At 67.0% G+C, this 6,472-nt stretch carries 5 protein-coding genes and 1 pseudogene; 4 read left to right on the forward strand and 2 right to left on the reverse strand.

The genetic code is table 11. The features are described 5' to 3' along the window. From VD972_RS07150 to VD972_RS07165, 4 genes are all read left to right on the forward strand, one after another. On the forward strand, positions 1-190 hold a 190-nt coding region (locus VD972_RS07150; RefSeq protein ID WP_324982703.1), incomplete at its 5' end, for a YcaO-like family protein. A gap of 82 nt (positions 191-272) precedes the next feature. Next, entirely contained in the window at positions 273-2,222 is a 1,950-nt protein-coding gene (locus VD972_RS07155; RefSeq protein WP_324982706.1) for a radical SAM protein, read from the forward strand. Between the two features lie 18 nt (positions 2,223-2,240). Continuing rightward, on the forward strand, positions 2,241-3,401 hold the full coding sequence (locus tag VD972_RS07160) for an amidohydrolase family protein (protein ID WP_324982709.1): 1,161 nt from the start codon (positions 2,241-2,243) through the stop codon (positions 3,399-3,401). 16 nt (positions 3,402-3,417) lie between these two features. Further along, positions 3,418-4,803 (forward strand): SagB family peptide dehydrogenase, encoded by a 1,386-nt coding sequence (locus tag VD972_RS07165; protein ID WP_324982712.1) that lies wholly within the window; start codon positions 3,418-3,420, stop codon positions 4,801-4,803. A gap of 4 nt (positions 4,804-4,807) precedes the next feature. On the opposite strand, the gene VD972_RS07170 is transcribed toward VD972_RS07165, so the two are convergent. After that, complete coding sequence (locus VD972_RS07170) at positions 4,808-5,155, reverse strand: BMA_0021/BMA_0022 family TOMM bacteriocin (RefSeq protein ID WP_324982716.1); 348 nt, start codon at positions 5,153-5,155, stop codon at positions 4,808-4,810. Next, positions 5,152-6,472 (reverse strand): annotated as a pseudogene (locus VD972_RS07175) (TOMM system kinase/cyclase fusion protein); the annotation flags it as partial. The gene VD972_RS07170 and the pseudogene VD972_RS07175, both read right to left, overlap by 4 nt.

A 6,472-nucleotide genomic window follows, 5' to 3' on the forward strand; every position in this document is an offset into this window, starting at 1 on the left:
GGAGACGTTGGTGCTCGATCAGACGCGGCCGGACATCGGCTTGTCTGCCGTCAAGGTCATCGTCCCCGGCCTGAGGCACTTCTGGCCTCGGCTCGGGCCAGGGCGGCTCTATGACGTTCCCGTCCGCATGGGGTGGCTGCGCCAGGCGCGTGAGGAAGGAGAGCTGAATCCCTTCCCCTTCTTCTTCTGAGGAGCGGGAGGCAGGCACGCTTGACTCGCATCTGACGTGCCATGAACATAGCTGCGGTCGCCCTCTGCCGAGTCAGGAGCTCATGCCGTCCCCTTCGATGAAGAAGCGAATTCTCCTCATTCTGTGCGGGAGGGATCAGCGCTACTTCGATCGGTGGGAGAGCGTGAACGACGCCGGAGAGATCGTCTACCTGGCGCCGATGGCACCGCTGGCGTGCGCGACCATTGCCGGGCTCACGCCAGATCACTACGAGGTGGAGATCTGGGACGAGGAGCTGCGCGGGCAGATTCGTGCGAGCACACCGCTGGGCAAGTACGACATCATCGGTGTCTCGCTGATGTTCTCGGCCTCCGCGTATCAGGCCCGGTTCCTCAGCCTCCACCTCCGGCAGGAAGGGACGGTCATGGTGGCGGGGGGGCCGGGGATCTCGTCGGCGCCCGAGGAGTTCCGGCCCTACTTCGACGCGATCTTCGTCAACGAGGCGGAGCGGACGTGGCCCCAGTTCCTGCGGGACTACGAGCAGGGAGCCATCAAGCCCGAGTACCGGCAGATCGAGAAGCCGGGCCTCGAGGAGTCTCCTCCTCCGCGCTGGTGCAACGTCGCCGCGAACGTGCCCGAGTATGAGTGGGCGATGGTGCAGACGACGCGGGGATGTCCGTTCGACTGCCAGTTCTGCGACGTCATCTATCTGTACGGTCGCCGCCAGCGGCACAAGCCCGTGGGCCAGGTCATCGGCGAGATCCGCACGCTCGAGGCGCTGGGTGCGCGGGGGATCTTCTTCGCGGACGACGAGTTCGTCGGCAACCCCGACTACGCCAAGAGTGTCCTCGCGGAGCTCATCCCGGCGAACAATTCCTTTGCCCGCCCGCTCCGCTTCTTCACCCAGGCCACGATGAACCTGAGCCGCGACGCAGAGCTGCTCGCGCTGATGGCGGACGCCAACTTCTACACCTTCGTCCTCGGGATCGAGTCGTTCAACCACGACTCCCTGCTCGAGACCCACAAGCGCCAGAACGTCCGGAAGGACATCATCGGCGACATCCAGAAGATCCACTCCTATGGGCTCGGCCCGCGTGGAAGCTTCATCGTCGGGTTCGATCATGATGGCCCGGGTGCCTTCGATGCGCTGTATGACGGCATCCAGCGGGCCTGTCTCCCGTGGATCGCGGTCAGCCCGCTCTACGCCGTGGAGAACACGCCTCTCTGGATGAGGCTCCGCTCGGAGGGCCGGATTGCCTACTTGCGTCGCCGCATGACAGGGGAGCCCACCCTCGCGACGCTGAACATCATTCCCAAGCAGATGAGCCGCGTGGAGCTGCTCGAGGGGTACCACTCCCTCGTGATGCGGCTCAATGACTGGAGCGCGGCGTGTGCGCGGCTCCAGGGCTGGGTGGCGATGGTGCAGCGCCCTCCGCAGGTGCGAGAGCCGCTGCTGTCGCCGGCCGCCTGCGATCGCTTTCTCGAGGAGGCCACGCGGTCCTGGGGGGTGTCGGCCGCCGAGCGCTCCCTGATTGGAGACACCCTCAGCGAGACCCTTCGCAGCGCTCCGCATCTGATCAACCGGGTCGTCTTCTTCCTGGTGAGGAATCACCTCCAGCGGAAGGGCTACGAGCGGAGCCTTGGCATCTTCGGCACCATCCTCGAGGCGGAGCGGAGGGGCGAGCTGGTCTTCGATCAGCAGCCGCTGCTCATGCCGCCTGGGTTCGGCCCGGCGCTCACGGCGTTCTTTCCCGTGCTGTATGCGCGCCTGTACCGGAGCCTGCCCGACAAGGGGATGATCCCCGATGCCGCGCGCGAGGTGCTGGTCGACTTCGTGGTTCGCTGGGGAGAGACGTTCCAGGCCTTGGAGTCACACCACGAAGCGTTCCTGCTCGAGCTGTGCGATCGGGCGGCGGCCAAGCGGGGCAGTCGCTCTGAGCCTGGCTCCGACGAGGAGGAGCGGTCGCTCGTTGCGCAGGCACGCAAGGGCCGATTGCTCGAGGCCATCCTGAAAGACGTACGTGACGAGCTGAGCCGGACTGCGCACGCGTGAACAGCCAGTGAGGAGTCCATGAGGGAAGGTTTCCGCATCATCGATGCAGATCGGCACGTCGTCGAACCGCTCGATTTGTGGAGCACGCACCTGGAGCCGGAGTTTCGGAAGTACGCCCCCAGGCCTGGCGTTCCGACAGAAGAGCCGCTGACCGAGCGCATCGCCCGGCTCGGTGCGAAGGGCCTCCTCCCCGTCCCCCCCATGCCGACACTCGATGGAAGACCGCTCTGGAATGGGATGACGGAGCAGGCGTGGCTCGAGTTCAGCGCCAAGGCCTATCAGCGGCTCGGGAGGATCGGACGCTACGATGATCCGGCCACCTACCTGGCGGACATGGATCGGACCGGGGTCGACATCTCCTTCCTCTACCCGGGCTACGCGATGCTGATCGAGGGCTTCGCCGACCTGGAGCCGGCCGTGGCGAGCGCGTGTGCCAGGGTCTACAACACCTGGCTGAAGGGCTTCTGTGCCCGGGCTCCGGAGCGGCTGAGGGGGATCGGGATGATCAGCCTTCATGACCCCTCGCAGATGCTCCCGGAGCTCGAGCGTGTGGCGGGCTTCGGTTGGAAGGCAGTGGTCGTGCGCCCCAACCTCATTGGCGGCCGGGCCCTCTCGGATCCCATCTACGAGCCCTTCTGGGCCGCCTGCGAGCAGCGCTCCATCGCAGTCACCCTCCACAACTTCACCGAGTCGTACGTCCCTTCCGTCGGGTCCGATCGCTTCAAGACCCACTTCGGGCTGCATGCCTGCGCGCATCCGATGGAGCAGATGATGGCCATCCTGAGCCTCATCGAGGGGGGCGTGCTGGAGCGCTATCCCCGCCTGCGCTTCGCGGGCCTGGAGAGCGGCTGCGGCTGGCTCCCTTATTGGCTCTGGCGGCTCGATGAAGTTGAGTACGGCTTCGTGAAGAGCGAGGTCGCCGAGCACGTTCGCATGAAGCCCTCCGCCTACTTCCGTCGCCAGTACTTCGTCGCGATCGAGGCGGACGAGCCGCTGCTCCCAGAGGTGATCCGCCATCTGGGGGAGGACAACCTGCTCTTCGGCTCGGACTTTCCCCACCCGGACCACGGGCTCGACTCGGTGGACGAGATCCTGGCCCTCAAGGGGAAGCTCCCCGAGCAGACGCTGCGAAAGATTCTCTGGGACAACCCGGCGCGGCTCTTCGGGCTCGAGGAGTGATCCGGCAGGAACGGTAATGACGACGACCCTCGAGTTGAGCCTTGCCACCGGTGTCTCGTTGGAGGCCGGGAGCGGTGAGGAGATGCAGATCGTGGGCCGTATCGGCCGGCTCGCGATCCATCACCCTCCAGCGGAGCTCCGCGCCGCGCTCGAGGCTCTGGCGGCTGGCCCTGTTGCGGAGGGTGCGCTGGCGGCGCTGGCCAAAGGCCAGGGAGCGAGGCTGTTCTATCACCTGGAGTCCGCGGCGGACCTGGGGCTCCTCTGCTGGACGGTGACGCACGACGGCTGTCGTCTCGTGAGCGCGTCCCCCGTCTCCCCGCATTTCGTCCGCCAGAGCAGCACGGTGGATGCCACCGCCGTGTACCAGCTCTCGCGCTTCGCCTACCTCCACACGGTGGGGGAAGGGATGGTGCTCGAGTGCCCGCTCTCCCACGTGGCCATCACCGTGCACGACCGGCGCATCGCCACGCTCCTCTTCGAGCTGGCCCGCCCGCTCAGTCCTCAGACCGCCGCGGCACGGATCGAGGGTCTCGACGCCAAGGCGATGCTTGCCGTCTTCCAGCTCCTGGCGGAGGCAGGGGTGCTCTCGCAGGTGTCGGCTCCTGCGGGAGAGCCTTCGCCGAAGGACCTCGCGCTGGCGCAGTGGGAGTTCCATGACCTCTTGTTCCACGCGCGCTCGAGAGGAGAGCGGCACGGACAGAAGCACGGGAGCACCTTCCGCTTCACGGACCAGATCCCACCGCTGCCCGCGATCAAGGCTCCCATGAGCCCCTCGCCCCTCGCCCTCTTCCGGCCCGAGCTCGAGGCCCTGCGCCGGGAGGATGTCTCTTTCAGCGAGGTGCTCGAGAGGCGCCGATCCGTCACGACTCGGGGGCCTGGCCCGCTGACGCTGCGGCAGCTCGGCGAGTTCCTCTTTCGGAGCGCGCGCGTCCGGCAGGTCCACTCAACCCCCTGTGGGGAGCTGAGTGCGCGGCCCTATCCAGGAGCGGGCGCCCGGTATGAGCTGGAGCTCTACCCTGTGGTGAATGTGTGCGAGGGGCTCCCGGCGGGCCTCTATCACTACAGCCCGCTGGAGCACCAACTCGAGCCGCTCTCCGGTGCAACGGACGAGGTCCGCGCGCTCCTGACGGCCGCGCAGATGCCCCAGCCTCCAGACGTCCTCTTCGTCATTGCCGCGCGCTTCCAGCGCATCTCCTGGAAGTACGAGTCGATTTCCTACTCTCTGATCCTCAAGGACGTCGGGGCGCTCATGCAGACGATGTATCTCGTGGCCACGGCCATGTCCCTCTCTCCCTGCGCCGTGGGGAGCGGCGACCCGGATCTGTTCTGCCGCGCGTCGGGCACCGACTACTACGCGGAGAGCTCGGTCGGCGAGTTCACCCTCAGCGGGTCGCCCCCCTGAAGCTTCAGCAGCAGGGCTGGCCGCAGCAGCTCTTGGCGTTCTCCTCCGCCAGGTTCGCGAGGGCGATGGCCTGCTCATGGTCAGCGGGTGGCGGCGGCAGGTGCATCCGAACGTGCATGTTGGAATGAGAGGCCTGGAAGTGTCCTCCTGGAGCGCTCGCGTCCTTTCCCGCCTCTGCAGCCGTCGTGAGGGTGAAGTTCACGTCCTGGGGAAACTCGAAGTTGAAGGCATCCTTGAGCGCCTGACGCGGATCCTTCTTCAGCTTCTCCTCGAAGGACTTGTCCCGCCACGCCTTGGCTACGGCCTTGAGCCACACCACCTGCCAGTCGGATGACTTCGTCGTGCTGTTCATGCTTCCCCTCCTTCACGTCGTGCGCGTTCGGGTGATGCTCTCTTGAGCGCGTCCAGCACTCCGCGTGCCTCTCTGAGTGGCGGAGTGTCGAACCCCTCGGTGAACCAGTCGTAGAGGGTCGCCAGGCTGTTGCCCGCCTCCTCGTGCCGTCCGCGCGCCAGCAGGAGCTGGCTCAAGGCCGTGGTGGCCTGCAGCTCGTGCATCTTCGCACCCTGCGCCCGTGAGAGCTCGATCGCACGCCGGAAGCACGCCTCCGCCGCCTCGTGGGCACCGGGGTCGCGCTCGAGCAGCAGCAGTCCCTTCCTGCGCAGGATCATCGGGATGTAGCAGGCCTCTGCCTGTTGCTGAGCCACCTCCAGGCTGCGCTCGAGGCGCGCGAGGGCCGCCTCCTGGCGCCCGGAGGCCGCCTCGAGCTCCGCCAGGATGCAGCTGAAGAGGGAGAGGTCCAGGACGTTGCCGGCCGCCGAGCGGGTGTTCAGGTTCTTCTCGAACTCCTCAGGGTCTTGCCGCGCCCAGCCTCGGAAGATGTTGACGTTGACCACCTGCTCGACCAGCCCGTGCCGGTCCGCGAGCTTCTGGACGGTGTCGACCAGCCGCAGCACGCCGTCCCGGTCCTCCAGCTCATAGAGGAGGTGGAAGTGGTAGTAGATGGACAGGGCGATGCTGGTCGCGTGGTTCAGCTCCTGGGCCCACGCCATGCCGACTTTGGAGTGCGCGAGCGCCTTCTCCGGGTAACCCTCGTACCAGAGGGCGGGGGCAATCGCCGAGCAGCCCCCGGCCTTCGAGTCCTGCCCGTAGAGGTAGCACTGCCCCCGGTGCGCGACCGGATCGTAGACCTCGAGGATGCGGTCTACACACGCCCGCGCGTCCGCAAGCCTGCCATCCAGCTTGTCGAGGTACCCGAGCAGCGAGAGCGAGGCGGACTCCAGGCCCAGATCGCCGGCCTGGCTGGCCATGCCCCGAAGCCGCGCCAGGAGCCCGCGGACCTTCTCCCGGTCGTGTCCTCCCAGCGTGTAGTAGAGGGCCAGCACCCAGATGGCCGCGGCCACGTGGGGATGGTCGCCCACGAGGCCGAGCAGCTCGTAGGAGCGGTCCACCGTCGCCTTGAGCCGAGGCGCCATCCACCCCTGGCTGGACATCAGCGCCGCGGTGAGGGGGACGTTCAGCCCGACCTCTACCTCGGCGCGCTCGCGAGGGGCCTCGATGATGTCGAGCCAGCCCAGCGCCTGGGTCGCCTGTGCGATGGCCTCCGCGTTGGCGGAGCGGATGAGCGCTCCCATGGAGGCCTTCTGCGCGTAGCCAAGCGCCTCGCGCTTC

This window comes from Hyalangium sp., from assembly GCF_035629615.1.
Taxonomy (GTDB): domain Bacteria; phylum Myxococcota; class Myxococcia; order Myxococcales; family Myxococcaceae; genus Hyalangium.

Coding starts and splice junctions, on each gene's coding strand:
- VD972_RS07155 (WP_324982706.1), top strand. CDS start 273: ATGCCGTCCCCTTCGATGAAGAAGCGAATTCTCCTCATTCTGTGCGGG.
- VD972_RS07160 (WP_324982709.1), top strand. CDS start 2,241: ATGAGGGAAGGTTTCCGCATCATCGATGCAGATCGGCACGTCGTCGAA.
- VD972_RS07165 (WP_324982712.1), top strand. CDS start 3,418: ATGACGACGACCCTCGAGTTGAGCCTTGCCACCGGTGTCTCGTTGGAG.
- VD972_RS07170 (WP_324982716.1), bottom strand. CDS start 5,155: ATGAACAGCACGACGAAGTCATCCGACTGGCAGGTGGTGTGGCTCAAG.